12 protein-coding genes are annotated in these 13168 nt (G+C 70.0%); 6 read left to right on the plus strand and 6 right to left on the minus strand.

Going from position 1 to position 13168, the window contains the following annotated elements:
• Positions 1 to 27: 27 nt before the first annotated feature.
• The 3 genes from mctP to ACFY8W_RS20735 all read right to left on the minus strand — a co-directional run bounded on the left by mctP (position 28) and on the right by ACFY8W_RS20735 (position 2809).
• On the minus strand, positions 28 to 1653 hold the full coding sequence (gene mctP, locus ACFY8W_RS20725) for a monocarboxylate uptake permease MctP (protein WP_391107070.1): 1626 nt from the start codon (positions 1651 to 1653) through the stop codon (positions 28 to 30).
• Positions 1650 to 1904 carry a DUF3311 domain-containing protein gene (locus tag ACFY8W_RS20730; RefSeq protein ID WP_391107072.1) on the minus strand — a complete coding sequence of 85 codons (255 nt, stop codon included), beginning with the start codon at positions 1902 to 1904 and terminating at the stop codon, positions 1650 to 1652. Before ACFY8W_RS20730 ends, mctP begins: the two co-directional genes overlap by 4 nt.
• Before the next feature lie 140 nt (positions 1905 to 2044).
• Positions 2045 to 2809 (minus strand): GntR family transcriptional regulator, encoded by a 765-nt coding sequence (locus ACFY8W_RS20735; protein WP_128983038.1) that lies wholly within the window; start codon positions 2807 to 2809, stop codon positions 2045 to 2047.
• Positions 2810 to 3092: 283 nt separating this feature from the next.
• Here ACFY8W_RS20735 and ACFY8W_RS20740 point away from each other — a divergent pair, with 283 nt between their 5' ends.
• The 4 genes from ACFY8W_RS20740 (at position 3093) to ACFY8W_RS20755 (ending at position 8093) form a co-directional block, all read left to right on the plus strand.
• Positions 3093 to 4385, plus strand: coding sequence for an extracellular solute-binding protein (locus tag ACFY8W_RS20740; RefSeq protein WP_391107074.1), 1293 nt, complete (start codon positions 3093 to 3095; stop codon positions 4383 to 4385).
• A 292-nt stretch (positions 4386 to 4677) separates the two neighbouring features.
• Positions 4678 to 5700, plus strand: a complete 1023-nt coding sequence (locus ACFY8W_RS20745; RefSeq protein WP_391107077.1) for an ABC transporter permease subunit — start codon at positions 4678 to 4680, stop codon at positions 5698 to 5700.
• Positions 5697 to 6566: an ABC transporter permease subunit gene (locus ACFY8W_RS20750; RefSeq protein ID WP_391107080.1), complete on the plus strand. Its 870-nt coding sequence runs from the start codon at positions 5697 to 5699 to the stop codon at positions 6564 to 6566. The genes ACFY8W_RS20745 and ACFY8W_RS20750 overlap by 4 nt, the downstream gene beginning before the upstream one ends.
• A gap of 9 nt (positions 6567 to 6575) precedes the next feature.
• Positions 6576 to 8093: a glycoside hydrolase family 3 N-terminal domain-containing protein gene (locus tag ACFY8W_RS20755; protein ID WP_391107083.1), complete on the plus strand. Its 1518-nt coding sequence runs from the start codon at positions 6576 to 6578 to the stop codon at positions 8091 to 8093.
• A 78-nt stretch (positions 8094 to 8171) separates the two neighbouring features.
• On the opposite strand, the gene nagB is transcribed toward ACFY8W_RS20755, so the two are convergent.
• Both nagB and ACFY8W_RS20765 read right to left on the minus strand, forming a co-directional pair.
• The gene (nagB, locus tag ACFY8W_RS20760) at positions 8172 to 8957 is read right to left on the minus strand and encodes a glucosamine-6-phosphate deaminase (RefSeq protein ID WP_391107085.1); all 786 of its coding nucleotides are present in this window, start codon (positions 8955 to 8957) and stop codon (positions 8172 to 8174) included.
• 183 nt (positions 8958 to 9140) lie between these two features.
• Entirely contained in the window at positions 9141 to 9893 is a 753-nt protein-coding gene (locus ACFY8W_RS20765) for an SDR family oxidoreductase (RefSeq protein WP_391107088.1), read from the minus strand.
• An 86-nt stretch (positions 9894 to 9979) separates the two neighbouring features.
• Here ACFY8W_RS20765 and ACFY8W_RS20770 point away from each other — a divergent pair, with 86 nt between their 5' ends.
• A complete protein-coding gene (locus ACFY8W_RS20770; RefSeq protein WP_391107090.1) occupies positions 9980 to 10582 on the plus strand; it encodes a TetR family transcriptional regulator in 603 nt (200 codons plus the stop codon).
• 364 nt (positions 10583 to 10946) lie between these two features.
• Positions 10947 to 12413: a histidine kinase N-terminal domain-containing protein gene (locus ACFY8W_RS20775; RefSeq protein WP_391108243.1), complete on the plus strand. Its 1467-nt coding sequence runs from the start codon at positions 10947 to 10949 to the stop codon at positions 12411 to 12413.
• 341 nt (positions 12414 to 12754) lie between these two features.
• Here ACFY8W_RS20775 and ACFY8W_RS20780 read toward each other — a convergent pair whose 3' ends face one another.
• Positions 12755 to 13012, minus strand: coding sequence for a WhiB family transcriptional regulator (locus ACFY8W_RS20780; RefSeq protein WP_003953983.1), 258 nt, complete (start codon positions 13010 to 13012; stop codon positions 12755 to 12757).
• Positions 13013 to 13168 lie beyond the last annotated feature (156 nt).

The following is a 13168-nucleotide window of genomic DNA, read 5'->3' on the forward strand; positions in this document are numbered from 1 at the left end:
CGGGCGGAGAGGGCGGTGCGGTCGGGATCAGTGCCCGGCGGCACCGACCTTCGGCAGCTCGGTGGCGACGCCCGCGTCGCCGGCGTCCGCCGTGTAGTCCCCGGGCGCGGTCTCGTCGACGCCGTCCGGCGCCTTGACGGCCTTCAGGACGAAGGTGAGGACCACGGTGACGAGGACGTTGAGGACGAAGGCGGTGAGGGCGATGTAGCCCATCTCGCCGATGCCCGGGATCTCCGCCGAGGAGCCGCCGAAGTGCTTCTGCGTGGGGCTCGCGACCCCGTAGGCGGTCCAGGTGCCGTAGATCATGCCGACGGCCCAGCCCGCGAGCAGTGCCCAGCGGTGCATCCAGCGGGTGAACAGGCCGCCGACCAGGGCCGGGAAGGTCTGCAGGATCCAGATGCCGCCGAGCAGCTGGAAGTTGATGGCGACGGTCTTGTCCATGGTGAGGACGAAGACCAGGGCGCCGACCTTCACCAGGAGCGAGACCAGCTTGGAGACCTTGGTCTCCTGGGCCGGGGTGGCGTCCTTCTTGATGAAGTCCTTGTAGATGTTCCTGGTGAAGAGGTTGGCGGCGGCGATCGACATGATCGCGGCGGGCACGAGCGCGCCGATGCCGATGGCGGCGAAGGCCACGCCCGCGAACCAGGCCGGGAACATGTTCTCGAACAGCTGCGGGATGGCCAGCTGGCCGTTGGTCACCTTCACGCCGGCCGCGATCGCCATGAAGCCGAGCAGCGCGAGCAGTCCCAGCATCAGGGAGTACAGCGGCAGGATCGTGGTGTTGCGGCGGATCACCTCACGGCTCTTGGAGGAGAGCGTCGCGGTGATCGAGTGCGGGTACATGAAGAGCGCGAGCGCCGAGCCGAGCGCCAGCGTCGCGTACGTCCACTGGCCCGCCTCGCCGGGCACGAGCGCGCCCTTCGGCTTGCCGGTGGCCGGGTTGACCGTCGAGTACGCCTCGCCCGCCTTGGCGAAGATCTCGTCGAAGCCGCCCAGCTTGATCGGGATGTAGATGATCGCCACCGCGATGACGATGTAGATGAGCGTGTCCTTGACGAAGGCGATGAGCGCCGGGGCGCGCAGGCCGGAGGAGTACGTGTACGCGGCGAGCACGCCGAAGGCGATGAGCAGCGGCAGGTCCTTGACGAACCAGTTGGTGTTCTCGCCGCCGCCGACGCCCATCACGTCCAGGACGGCCTGGATGCCGACGAGCTGGAGCGCGATGTACGGCATGGTGGCGAGGATGCCGGTGACCGCGACCGCGAGCGACAGGCCCTTGGAGCCGAAGCGGCCGCGGACGAAGTCGGAGGTGGTCACGTAGCCGTGCTTGTGGGACACCGACCACAGGCGGGGCAGGAAGGTGAAGATCAGCGGGTAGACCAGGATGGTGTACGGCACGGCGAAGAAGCCGGCCGCGCCCGCGGCGTAGATGGCCGCCGGGACGGCGACGAAGGTGTACGCGGTGTAGAGGTCGCCGCCGAGCAGAAACCAGGTGATCCAGGTGCCGAACGAGCGGCCGCCCAGGCCCCATTCGTCGAGGCTGTGCTCGTTCTCGGCCTTGCGCCAGCGCGCGGCCATGAAACCCATGACCGTGACGGCCAGGAAGAAGAAGACGAAGACGCCGAGCGCGACGCCGTTCACGCCGTCGTTCACTTCGACGCACCCCCCTTGCGGGCGCGCTGGTCACGCTGCCACAGCTTGTAGGCGACCATGGTGAGCGCGGTGGACACCACGACCCAGAGCATCTGGTACCAGTAGAAGAACGGGACGCCGATGAAGGTGGGTTCCACCTTGGCGTACGACGTCACCCAGAGCATCGCGACGAAAGGCGCGAAGAGGCAGAGCGCGATCACCACTCTGAGTGGCGTGATGACCGGTTGTTTCCCTTGTGTGGCTTCTGACATGGCGAAACCGTCCCCTCGCTGATCACCTCGTAATGCCGAGGAAATCTAGGGGACGGTTTCGTTTCTAGGAACCCCTGTCCGTATAACGGATCAGCCGTCAGAGCGGAATGACGGATCAGCCGTCAGAGCGGATCGGCGGATCAGCCGTTGGGGCGCTGCAGCCGGGCGACGAACTTGTAGCGGTCGCCGCGGTAGACCGAGCGCACCCACTCCACCGGCTCGCCGTTGGCGTCGAGCGAGTGGCGCGAGAGCATCAGCATCGGCAGGCCCACGTCCGTGCCGAGCAGGCCGGCCTCGCGCGGGGTGGCGAGGGAGGTCTCGATGGTCTCCTCGGCCTCGGCCAGGTGGACGTCGTACACCTCCGCGAGCGCCGTGTAGAGCGAGGTGTACTTGACCAGCGAGCGCCGCAGCGCGGGGAAGCGCTTGGCGGACAGATGGGTGGTCTCGATGGCCATCGGCTCGCCGCTGGCGAGCCGCAGCCGTTCGATGCGCAGGACCCGTCCGCCGGGGGAGATGTCGAGGAGGCCGGCGAGGGTGTCGTCGGCCGTGACGTACCCGATGTCCAGGAGCTGCGAGGTGGGCTCCAGGCCCTGGGCGCGCATGTCCTCGGTGTACGAGGTGAGCTGCAGGGCCTGGGAGACCTTGGGCTTGGCCACGAAGGTGCCCTTGCCCTGGATCCGCTCCAGGCGGCCCTCGACGACCAGCTCCTGCAGGGCCTGGCGGACCGTGGTGCGGGAGGTGTCGAACTCGGCGGCGAGCGTCCGCTCGGGCGGGACCGGGGTGCCGGGCGGCAGGGTCTCCGTCATGTCGAGCAGGTGCCGCTTCAGTCGGTAGTACTTGGGCACGCGCGCGGTGCGGGTGGCGACGCCGCCCTCTGTCTCGGTGTTGCCCGCGTCCGTGGCCATGGCCTGCCTTTCCGACTCCTGTGCTGCTGCCGTCACCGGCTCCTCCGTCTGTCGCGGCTCACATGGTGGCACGGACCGGTCACAGGTCGTCGCCCTCCCTCAGGTGTCGGTCCGATAACGGACGCGACTGCCCTTCTTATACACCCTTGACACCCCTAAAGGTCTAGGCCAAGCTCCGGGTACTGGTCTAAACCATTAAAGACCAGGTCCCAGCCCCACAGCATTACTCGACGTATGTCTTCGCGCGGTGGTGGGGGGAGCAGGCATCCCTGAGGAGGGTGGCGTGAAGCGCAAGCTCATCGCGGCGATCGGCGTCGCGGGCATGATGGTCAGCATTGCCGCGTGTGGTTCCGACAGCGGCGACAAGGGGGACAAGGGCAAGGCCGACGGCGGAGCCAAGACCCTGACCGTCTGGGTGATGGACGGTTCCGCGCCGGACGCCTGGACCGCCGAGGTCAACAAGGCCTTCGAGGCCAAGCACCCGGGCGTCAAGGTCAAGGTCGAGAAGCAGCAGTGGAACGGCATCCAGGAGAAGGTCACCACCGCCCTCTCCGAGGACACCCCGCCGGACGTCCTGGAGCTCGGCAACACCCAGACCGCCGGCTACGCGGTCACCGGAGGCCTCGCCGACCTCACCGGTGACAAGGCCAAGCTGGGCTACGACGGCTGGAACAAGGGCATGCTCGCCTCCAACGAGCTGGACGGCAAGCTCTACTCCGCCCCGTGGTACGCCACCAACCGCGTCGTCGTCTACGACAAGGCCGCCTTCAAGAAGGCCGGCGTCACCCCGCCGAAGACCCGCGCCGAGTGGATCGAGGGCCTGAAGAAGCTCAAGGCCTCCGACCCGAAGAGCCAGCCGATCTACCTGCCCGGCCAGAGCTGGTACGTCCTCGCCGGCTTCATCTGGGACGAGGGCAGCGACCTCGCGGTCAAGGACGGCGACAAGTGGAAGGGCAACCTGTCCTCCCCCGAGGCCGCCAACGCCATGAACTTCTACAAGGAGCTGGCGTCCTACTCCACCGCTCCCAAGGACAAGGACGAGGCGACCCCGCAGCAGTCCACCGACGTCGTGCCCAAGGGCGGCGTGGCGTCCTGGGTCGGTCTCGGCTGGGAGGCCGGCGGCGCGATCGAGGCCATGAAGAAGGCCGGCAAGACCGCCGACTTCGGCTACTTCCCGATCCCGGGCAAGACCGCCGACAAGCCGGGCTCCGTGTTCTTCGGCGGCTCGAACCTCGCCGTGGCCGAGCGCTCCCAGAACAAGGACCTCGCCAAGGAGTGGCTGGCCCTCGCCGCCGGCAAGGAGTACATGGCGAAGTACGCCGCCGCCACCGAGGGTGCCCTGCTCCCGAACAACGACGCCGCGCAGTTCACGCCGGCCGCCGGCTCCTTCGCCGAGGCCATGAAGCTGTCCGCCTCCGTCGGCAAGATCACCCCGGTGACCCCGGGCTGGGCGAACGTCGAGACCGCCCCGAACCCGATCAAGGACTACATGACCAAGGTCCTGAAGGGCGAGGACGCCAAGGCCGCCGGTGAGGCCGCCGACAAGGTCATCAACGAGCGCATCAACCAGCAGTGATCACAGCCCGGCGGTGCGGCCCGGTGACCCGGACCGCACCGCCGGTGCTCCGCAGTTTGCAGCGGCCCGCTCCCCCGGGCCGCTTCCCGGTGGGCACGGGAGCCCTGGGGCCTGCCCGGCGGATCATGGCCGGGCCCGCGACCCCTGGCGCGGCACCTCGCCGCGTTGCCGGAGCGCCCCGATAGCTCCGCTATCGCGATGCTCCGGCGCCTTGCGACGCACCGCACCAGACCCCGCGGCCTGTCCGGCCCTGATCCACCGGACAGGCCCCAGAACCGCGAGGAAGAAGATCATGACCGTGGACTCCCCGGGGACGGCGACCGCCGGTCCCCAGGACGCGCCCGGGAGGGCGGCAGGGAAGTCTCAGACCCCGCCGGCCCCCGCCAGCCCGAAGGAAGTCCGTCAGCCCTCGCGAGGGAGACGCTCCCTGCCTGGCGGGCTGCTGCCGTACCTGCTCGTCGCCCCGGCCCTGCTGTCGATGGCGCTCCTGCTGCTCTACCCGCTGGTCCGCAACGTGGTCCTCTCCTTCCAGGAACTGAACCGGAAGGAGTTCATCACCCGCGAGACGGTGTGGACCGGCTTCGACAACTACACCGATCTGCTCGGCGACTCCGACTTCTGGACCGTCGTCGTCCGCTCGGTCCTCTTCACCGCCGTCAACGTCCTGCTGATCATGGCCGTCGGCACCGGCATCGGCCTGCTCCTCAACCGCCTCGGCAAGAAGATGCGGCTGGTGCTCTCGCTCGCCCTGGTCTTCGCCTGGGCCATGCCGATCGTCGCCTCCGTCACCGTCTTCCAGTGGCTCTTCGACGAGCAGTTCGGCGTCGCCAACTGGGTGATGCGCACGCTCGGCTTCTCCGGCTACGACCAGCACAACTGGTTCGAGACCGGCTTCTCCACCCTGGTGATCTCGCTGCTCCTGCTCGTCTGGGGCTCGGTGCCGTTCGTGGCCCTCAACATGTACGCCGCCCTCACCACCATCGGCGGCGAGCTCTACGAGGCCGCCAAGATGGACGGCGCGAACGGCTGGCGCACCTTCTGGGCCGTGGTCTTCCCGAACCTCAAGCCCTTCTTCCTGATCACCACGTTCCTGGAGATCATCTGGATCTTCAAGGCGTTCACGCAGGTCTACGCGATGAACAAGGGCGGCCCCGACCGCGCCTCCGAGACCCTGCCGGTCTTCGCGTACATCGAGGGCGTCGGCCAGTTCCACTACGGCGTCGCCGCGGCCATCTCCGTCCTGACGATCGTGATGCTCGTCGCGATCATGTCCTTCTACTTCCGCCTGATCCTGAAGCAGGAGGAGCAGCTGTGAGCGCCACCACCAGCCCGGCCCCGAAGAAGTACCGCGCGAGGAAGCGGCTCACGGTCGGAGCCGTCGTCAAGAACCTCTCCGCCCTCGTGATCGCGGCGGTGTTCGTCTTCCCGGTCTACTGGATGTTCTCGTCCTCGCTGAAGCCGCAGCACGAGATCCTCACGAAGGACCCGGTCTTCGTCTTCACGCCGACCTTCGAGAACTACTCGACCGCCACCGGCGTCGACCTTTTCTGGACCTATGTCACCAACAGCCTGGTGGTGACCCTCGGCGCGGTGCTCCTCGCCCTCCTGGTGGCCCTGCTCGCGAGCTTCGCGCTCGCCCGGATGAAGTTCCGCGGCCGCAAGGGCATCGTCCTCGTCGTGATGATGGCGCAGATGGCCCCCTGGGAGGTCATGGTCATCGCGATGTACATGATCTCCCGTGAGAACGACATGCTGAACAGCATCCCGGTCCTCACGCTCATCTACTTCGTGATGGTCCTGCCCTTCACCATCTGGACCCTGCGCGGCTTCATCGCCGCCGTCCCGGTGGAGCTGGAGGAGGCCGCCCAGATCGACGGCTGCACCCGCGGCCAGGCCTTCCGCAAGGTCATCTTCCCGCTGCTCGCCCCGGGCCTGATGTCGACCTCGATCTTCGGCTTCATCACGGCCTGGAACGAGTTCGCCATGATCCTCATGCTCAACAAGGACAAGGAGACCCAGACGCTGACGCTCTGGCTGACCCAGTTCCAGACCGCGTTCGGCAGCGACTGGGGCGCCACCATGGCCGCCTCGACCCTCTTCGCGCTCCCCGTCCTGATCGTCTTCCTCTTCCTCCAGCGCAAGGCCGTCGGCGGCATGACCGCCGGCGCGGTGAAGGGATAACGGCGCCTCATGACCACGCTCGCAACCGCCCCGGACACCCTGACCAGGGACGCGCTCACCGTCCTCCAGCCGGGCTTCGTCGGCACCACCGCCCCCGACTGGCTGCTCCGCCGGATCGGCGAGGGACTGTCCTCGGTCGGCCTCTTCGGCCGGAACATCGTCGCCCCCGGGCAGCTCGCCGCGCTCACCGCGCGACTGCGCGCCGAGCGCGAGGACGTCCTGGTCGCCATCGACGAGGAGGGCGGCGACGTCACCCGCCTCGAGGTGAAGGAGGGCTCCTCCTTCCCCGGCAACTACGCCCTCGGCACCGTCGACGACGTCGAGCTCACCCGGGCCGTGGCCCGTGAGCTCGGCCGCCGGCTCGCCGAGTGCGGGGTCGACCTCAACTGGGCGCCGTCCGCCGACGTCAACTCCAACGCCGACAACCCGGTCATCGGCGTGCGCTCCTTCGGCGCCGACCCCGGGCTCGTCGCCCGGCACACCGTGGCCTACGTCGACGGCCTGCAGTCCGTGGGCGTCGCCGCCTGCACCAAGCACTTCCCGGGGCACGGCGACACCAATGTGGATTCGCACCACGCGCTGCCCCGGATCGATGTGGACCTCGACACACTGCACGCCCGTGAGCTGGCACCTTTCCGCGCGGCCATCGCCGCCGGTACCAAAGCCGTGATGAGCGCGCATATCCTGCTCTCCGCGCTCGACCCCGACCGGCCGGCCACCCTCAGCCCGCAGATCCTCACCGGACTGCTGCGCCGGGAGCTGGGCTTCCAGGGGCTGATCGTCACTGACGGGATGGAGATGCAGGCCATCTCGTCGACGTACGGCATCGAGCGCGGATCCGTCCTCGCGATCGCCGCGGGCGCCGACGCCATCTGCGTCGGCGGCGGGCTGGCCGACGAGGACACCGTACTGCGACTGCGCGACGCGCTGGTGAACGCGGTACGGACCGGTGAACTGCCCGAGGAGCGGCTGGCCGACGCCGCGGCGCGTGTACGCGCGCTGGCGGCCTGGACCCAGGCGCACCGGGCCAGGGGGGTATCGGGGCCGGGCGCGGCACAACAGGAGGGGACCGCGCCCGGCACCGAGGTCGGCCTCGTCGCGGCTCGCAGGGCCCTCGAGGTGACGGCGGGGGAGCGGGCCCACGAGCCGCTGACCACCGCGCCCTACGTGGCCTCCTTCACCCCCGTCGCGAACTTCGCCGTCGGCGACGAGACGCCCTGGGGGATCGCCGCCGAGCTGGAGCGCCTGCTGCCGGGCACCACGACCGGCTCCTACGGGGCCGAGGCCTCGGTGGACGCCGTCCTGGCCGCCGCGGGGGACCGGCGGGTGGTCGCCGTCGTCCGCGACGCCCACCGGCACCCGTGGATGGCCGGCGCCCTGGACGCCCTGGTCGCGGCCCGCCCGGACACGGTCGTGGTGGAGATGGGCCTGAACGAGTCGGCGCCCCGCGGCGCCCTCCACATCGCCACGCACGGCGCGGCCCGCGTCTGCGGCCGCGCGGCGGCCGAGGTCATCGCGGGCAGGTAGCGGTACGCGCAAGGGCCCGGCACCTGGAATCAGGTGCCGGGCCCCTTGCGCGTGGGCCCCGGGGTCCCGGGGCGCCGGTCAGATGCCCTGCCAGGACGGCTTGTTCGCGTACGTGTGGCGGAAGTAGTCCGCGAGCTTCAGCTTGGAGGCGGCGGCCTCGTCCACGACCACGGTCGCGTGCGGGTGCAGCTGGAGCGCCGAGGCCGGCACCAGCGCGGCGACCGGGCCCTCGACCGTCTGCGCCACGGCCTCGGCCTTGCCCTCGCCGGTGGCGAGCAGCACCAGGTGACGGGCCTCCAGGATGGTGCCGATGCCCTGGGTGATGACGTGGTGCGGCACCTGCTCGATGTCGTCGTCGAAGAAGCGCGCGTTGTCGACCCGGGTCTGCTCGGTCAGCGTCTTGATCCGGGTCCGGGACGCGAGCGAGGAGCAGGGCTCGTTGAAGCCGATGTGCCCGTCGGTGCCGATGCCCAGGATCTGGAGGTCGACACCGCCCGCCTCGGCGAGCGCCCGGTCGTAGGCCTCGCAGGCCGCCTGGACGTCCTCGGCCGAGCCGTCCGGGCCCATGAAGGCCGCCTCGGAGAGCCCGAGCGGCTCGACGACCTGGCGGAGCACCGTGGCCCGGTACGACTCCGGGTGCCCCGTGGGCAGGCCCACGTACTCGTCCAGCTGGGCGATCCGGGCCCGGGAGGCGTCCACGGAACCGGCCTTGACCTGCGCGATCAGGGCGTCGTAGATGGGCAGCGGGGTCGAGCCGGTGGCCACGCCGAGCAGCGCGTCGGGCTTGCGGCGCAGGAGGCCGGCGATGCCGTCCGCGATGAGCTCGCCGCCCGCCTTGGCGTCCTTGACGATGACAACTTCCACGCTGAGCCTGCCGATCTGGTGAGGGGCTGGAAAGAACCGAGGTGGTATAGACCAATCTAGGTTCAAATCTAGCAGAGCGCTGGCCGTCCGCCCATGCCGTTCCGCCCCGCGGACGGGCCTCATCTCATCGTCGGCCGCACCGGTCCCAGCAGCCACTCGAACCCCTCGGCTGCCCCTCTCGCGTCAGTCCAGGGAGCCACCCGTCGCGTCGATCCACTGCCCCGTCACCCAGCGCCCGTCATGGGAGGCCAGGAAGGCCACCACGTCGGCTATGTCCTCGGGGGTGCCGACCCGTCCGAGGGCCGCCATCGCCGCGGCACCCGCCATCGCCTCCTCGTTCCCCCGCAGCCAGTGCGCGTTGATGTCGGTGTCGACGATGCCCGGCGCCACCGCGTTGACCGTGATCCCCCGCGCGCCCAGCACCTTCGACAGGTAGCGGGTGAAGACGTCCAGGGCGCTCTTCGACATCGCGTAGGCGATGAGGTCCGGCATCGCCGCGGCGTGCGACAGGCCCGTCGACACGTTCACGATCCGGCCGCCGTCGCGCAGCCGCTCCGCACCCAGCTGTGCCAGGAAGAACGGCGCCTTCGTGTTGACCGCGAAGATCCGCTCGTATTCCTCCTCGCCGATCGTGGCGAAGGGCGCCGAGGCCCCGATCCCCGCGTTGTTCACCAGGATGTCCAGGCCGTCCGCATGGGCGTCGAAGGCCGCCCACAGCGCCTCCGCGTCCCCGGCGACCCCCAGCTCCTGGCCGATCGCGAACGCGTCGCCGCCGGCCGCCGTGATCGCCGCGACCGTCTCCTTCGCCGCGGCCTCGTTGCTCCCGTAGTGCACCGCGACCCGCGCGCCGTCCCTGCCGAGCCGCTCGGCGATCCCGCGCCCGATGCCCCGGCTGCCGCCCGTGACCAGTGCCGTCTTTCCCTTGAGCACGCCCATGACGACGCCCCCCTCGCATTCCCTAGCGGTCGTTACAGAAAGAACCGTACCCCACGTTCCGTAGTGCTCGCTATAGAATTTCCGTCATGACGACCAAGCAGCGTGGCCGCCCCCGCTCCTTCGACCGCCCGACGGCGCTGGAGCAGGCGACGATGGCCTTCTGGGAGCACGGGTACGAGACGACCTCCGTCTCCGACCTCACCCGGGTCATGGGGATCAGCGCGCCCAGCCTCTACGCGGCCTTCGGCGACAAGAAGACCCTGTTCGAGGAGGTCGTCGAGGGGTACGCGGGCTCGTACGGGGCCTTCGGCGGGCGGGCCCTCGCGGAGGAGCCGACCGCGCGCGGCGCCATCGGCCGGATGCTCCGGGAGGCCGCGGGGCTGTACACCGACCCGGCCCACCCGCGCGGCTGCCTGATGATCTCGGCGGCGGTCAACTGCTCCACCCCCGAGGTCGAGCGGCTGCTCCGCGACCGGCGGAACGGCAACATCGCGCGGTTCGAGAAGCGGATCCGCCAGGACGTCGACTCGGGCGAGCTCCCGCCCGGCACCGACCCGGCCGCTCTGGCCCGCTTCAGCGGCGCCGTCCTCCAGGGCATGTCCCAGCAGGCCCGCGACGGGGCGACGGCGGAGGAGCTGGAGGCGCTGGCCGAGCTGGCGATGCGGGCCTGGCCCGCCTCGCGGGCGTAGACGCGGGCCCGGCCGGCCCGGCGCACGTAGGGGAGGGGCCCCGGAAAACCCGCGGGCCGCGGCGCCGGGACGGGACCCTCAACCCGTCCGGCACCGCAGCCCGGAGTAGCCCGGCCGGGGGTGTGCGGTCCCTCGGCCGTGATGGGAGGTCTCGGCGCAGTCAGGGCAGAGAGCGCCGGGTACCTCGTCCGTCCTCCTGTGCGGGGAGGACGGAGGCTCTGTGGAAAACATTGTGGACTAGACCATTCTCGTCTGTCCATCCATGGGAACGCGGTGGTTCCGGGCCCATCCTCCAACACGAACGCCGGGAACTCCAGGTTCACCGCCGTCGAATTCCACGGGTACGCTCGCACACGTGCCCTCCATGAACGACCTCGTCCGCCAGCACACCGCGCTGAGCGAGTCCGACCTCGACTGGCTCCACATGCTGGTCTCGGAGTGGCAGCTGCTCTCCGACCTCTCCTTCGCCGACCTGGTCCTGTGGGTTCCCACCCTGGACGGCACCCGCTACGTCTCCGTCGCCCAGATGCGGCCCAACACCGGGCCCACCTCCTACCAGGACGACATGGTCGGCCACCTGGTCCCGCGCGGCCGGCGCCCGCTGCTCGACGCCGCCCTCGACGAGGGCCGGATCGTCCGCGAGGGCGACCCCGAGTGGCGCGAGGAGGTCCCCGTCCGGGTCGAGTCGATCCCCGTACGGCGCGACGGCCGCGTCCTCGGCGTGATCGCCCGCAACACCAACCTGCTCACCGTGCGGACCCCGTCCCGCCTGGAGCTCACCTACCTCCAGTCCGCCTCCGACCTGGCCCAGATGATCGCCGCCGGTTCCTTCCCGTTCCCCGGCGAGCAGGTCGACATGGACTCCTCCCCGCGGGCCGGCGACGGGCTCATCCGCCTCGACGCCGAGGGCGTCGTCCAGTACGCCTCGCCCAACGCCCTCTCCGCGTACCACCGCCTCGGCCTCGCCGCCGACCTGGTCGGCCAGGACCTCGGCCAGATCACCGCCGAACTCGCCCCTTCCCGCGGTCCGGTGGACGAGGCCCTGGCCAAGATGGCCTCCGGCTACGCCCCGCGCGAGTTCGAGGTCGAGGGCAACGGCGGGGTGATCCAGCTGCGCGCCATCCCGCTCAAGCCCAAGGGCACCCGCATCGGCTCGCTCGTCCTGCTCCGTGACGTCACCGAACTGCGCCGCCGCGAGCGCGAGTTGATCACCAAGGACGCCACCATCCGGGAGATCCACCACCGGGTGAAGAACAACCTCCAGACCGTGGCCGCCCTGTTGCGCCTCCAGGCCCGCCGGATGGACTCCGACCGCGGGCGCGAGGCCCTCAACGAGGCGGTGCGGCGCGTCGGTTCGATCGCCATCGTCCACGAGACGCTGTCCCAGAACCTGGACGAGCGGGTCGAGTTCGACGAGATCGCCGACCGGGTGATCGCGATGGTCGCCGAGATCTCCCCGGGCAAGGTCACCTGCCGCCGCAACGGCCGCTTCGGCATCCTCGACGCCGAGGTCGCCACGCCGCTCTCCATGGTCCTCACCGAGATCCTGCAGAACGCCCTGGAACACGCCTTCGCGCCGGGCGAGCACGGCACCGTCGAGGTCACCGCCGTCCGCGGCGAACCCCGCGCCGACGCCCGACTGCTCATCACGGTCAAGGACGACGGCCGCGGACTGCCCGAGGGCTTCGACCCGCAGCGCGCCGGCAACCTCGGTCTGCAGATCGTGCGGACGCTGGTCGAGGGCGAGCTGGGCGGCACCTTCGACATGCAGCCCGGCGCCGGGCGCGGCACCCGCGTCGTCCTCGACATCCCCGTACAGCCGCAGAAGTAGCGCGGAAGCGGCGCGGGAGCGGCCGCGGGGCCAGAGCGGAAGCGGCGCGATCCCAGAGCGGGACCAGAGCGGGACCAGCGCGGGACGGGCACAGAAGCCGCGCGGATGTCCCGCGGGAAGTCGCGCGGAAATCCCGCGGGAGCAAAGTCGCGCGGAAGTCCCGCGGGGGCAAACGGAGTTCACCGCCCGGCGGTGGCCCCTGTTCACAGCAGCGAGCCCCGGACCGAAGGGAATCGGTCCGGGGCTCGAATGCTGTGGGTTACTGCTGCGCGGCTGCGGCTCGGGGGGCGGTGATGACGTACGCGATGTACGCGCCGCGTGCCTCAGGCTGTGCAGGTGGCTCAGGCGCTGGCGTTGCGCGCCCGGTTGCGGGCGGCGCGGCGCTTCATCGCGCGGCGCTCGTCCTCGCTGAGGCCACCCCAGACGCCGGAGTCCTGGCCGGACTCGAGCGCCCACTGCAGGCACTGCTCCATCACGGGGCAGCGGCGGCAGACGGCCTTGGCTTCCTCGATCTGCAGCAGCGCAGGACCGGTGTTGCCGATGGGGAAGAACAGCTCGGGGTCTTCCTCACGACAAACGGCGTTGTGACGCCAGTCCATGGCTGCTACCTCTCTCAGGTGTTGCGTGCAAGTTGCTTGTGAATGTGAACGCTTTCACGAATCCCCCCGCAGGGGAAGGGCCGACTGCCAGGTGAACTGGCGTGGTCCTTGTCACTGGGGTGGGGTTCTGGCTCTCAGTGGAGGCCGGTCCTGCGG

It is taken from the genome of Streptomyces sp. NPDC012637 (assembly GCF_042954805.1).
Lineage (GTDB): Bacteria > Actinomycetota > Actinomycetes > Streptomycetales > Streptomycetaceae > Streptomyces.

What these genes read in the sequence shown, in the direction of transcription:
- ACFY8W_RS20775 (WP_391108243.1), top strand. Translation starts at nt 10,947, where the DNA reads ATGAACGACCTCGTCCGCCAGCACACCGCGCTGAGCGAGTCCGACCTC.
- ACFY8W_RS20745 (WP_391107077.1), top strand. Translation starts at nt 4,678, where the DNA reads ATGACCGTGGACTCCCCGGGGACGGCGACCGCCGGTCCCCAGGACGCG.
- ACFY8W_RS20755 (WP_391107083.1), top strand. Translation starts at nt 6,576, where the DNA reads ATGACCACGCTCGCAACCGCCCCGGACACCCTGACCAGGGACGCGCTC.
- ACFY8W_RS20770 (WP_391107090.1), top strand. Translation starts at nt 9,980, where the DNA reads ATGACGACCAAGCAGCGTGGCCGCCCCCGCTCCTTCGACCGCCCGACG.
- ACFY8W_RS20780 (WP_003953983.1), bottom strand. Translation starts at nt 13,012, where the DNA reads ATGGACTGGCGTCACAACGCCGTTTGTCGTGAGGAAGACCCCGAGCTG.
- ACFY8W_RS20735 (WP_128983038.1), bottom strand. Translation starts at nt 2,809, where the DNA reads ATGGCCACGGACGCGGGCAACACCGAGACAGAGGGCGGCGTCGCCACC.
- ACFY8W_RS20765 (WP_391107088.1), bottom strand. Translation starts at nt 9,893, where the DNA reads ATGGGCGTGCTCAAGGGAAAGACGGCACTGGTCACGGGCGGCAGCCGG.
- ACFY8W_RS20730 (WP_391107072.1), bottom strand. Translation starts at nt 1,904, where the DNA reads ATGTCAGAAGCCACACAAGGGAAACAACCGGTCATCACGCCACTCAGA.